This is a genomic window from Frankia sp. AiPs1 (assembly GCF_023716945.1).
GTDB lineage: Bacteria > Actinomycetota > Actinomycetes > Frankiales > Frankiaceae > Frankia.
The window spans coordinates 1-1,311 of sequence record NZ_JAMQQF010000957.1; the positions used below are offsets into that span (position 1 = coordinate 1).

The window sequence follows — 1,311 nt, forward strand, 5'->3', positions numbered from 1 at the left end:
CCGCCTCCTGACGGCCCCGGTCGCTGCGCTGACCGCTGGCCGGCCTGACCGCTGGCCCCGGTCGCTGCACTGGCCACTGGCCACTGGCCGCTGGCCCCGGCGCCGCCCGGCGGCGCAGGTCAGCTCTGGGCGGCCAGGACCACGACGGGGATCTCGCGGGCGACTTGTTCCTGGTGGCCACGGATGCCGGGCATCGTCTCGACCAGTGCCTGGTAGAGCCGTTCGCGCTCCGCTCCGGTGGCGGTCGAGGCTACCGCGGGGAAGCGGTCGACCCCCAGCTCGACGGTGACCTTGGGGTTGGCCGTCAGGTTCCGATACCAGTCCGGATGCTCCGGGGCGGCCATGTTGGACGCGAACACGATGATGCGGCCGCGGCCGCTCGCGCCGGCCTGCCCCGTGCTGTCGGCCTGCCCCGTGCTGTCGGCCTGGCTCTCGCCAGCCGGGATGCCGTCGGTGACGTAGCCGAGCGGCGTGGTGTGTTCCCGCCCGCTGCGCCGGCCGGTTGTCGTCAGCAGCACGAGCCGGGAGCCCGGCAGCGTCTTCTCCAGTGCTCCGCCGGTGGCTCGGTATTCGGCGATCACGGTCTGGTTGACCGCCCCGATGTCGAAGCCGGGGCGGCGCGGGTCCTGAGTGTCGGCCATCTACCTGATCCTCACCGGTCGCCGCCGGTCGTCCCGGCGGTGGGCGTGTTGCGGCAGTCAACCATCGACGCAGCGTCACGGCCGGGAGGATCAGGCCGGGTGCCGCCGCGTCGGCGTCAGCCCGCCGGCGGCTCGTCCAGCGCCGCCAGCAGCCGCGGCCCGACCGTGGTGATCGTCCCAGCGCCCAGGGTGAGCAGCAGGATGCCGCCGGCCGCAGCGGCGGGGACGGGGCCGTCGAGGGCGTCCCGGACGTCCGCGGCGAGCCGGTCGACCAGCTCCGGCCAGGGCACGTAGCCGACCGCCGCGGGCCCGGCCAGCCGCTCGACCAGATCCGTCGGGTGCCGGCCGAGGTCGTCGGTCTCCCGGGCGGCGTAGATGTCGGTGACGTAGACGCGGTCGGCGTCGGTGAAGGCGGTGGCGAAGCCGTCGAGCAGCGCGGCGAACCGGCTGTAGGTGTGCGGCTGGAGCACCGCCCACACTTCCCGCCCGCGAGCCCGGGAGCGGGCCGCGGCGAGCGTCAGCCGGATCTCGGTCGGATGGTGGGCGTAGTCATCGATGATCTCCAGGCTCCACTCGCCCACCGGGTTGGCGCCGGCGGCCGCCGGCCGCAGCTGCGAGCGCGCAGCGGGCGGGCCGGCCTGGACCAGTGTGGCAGCCGACCGGTGCGGGC

General features: G+C 75.1%; 2 protein-coding genes. Both read right to left on the minus strand.

What is annotated here, in order from left to right; genetic code table 11:
* Window positions 1-119: 119 nt before the first annotated feature.
* Window positions 120-641: a nitroreductase/quinone reductase family protein gene (locus ND748_RS32155; RefSeq protein ID WP_251750037.1), complete on the minus strand. Its 522-nt coding sequence runs from the start codon at window positions 639-641 to the stop codon at window positions 120-122.
* Between the two features lie 116 nt (window positions 642-757).
* Window positions 758-1,311 (minus strand): glutamate ligase domain-containing protein (locus ND748_RS32160; RefSeq protein WP_285903001.1); only part of this gene is annotated, 554 nt, incomplete at its 5' end.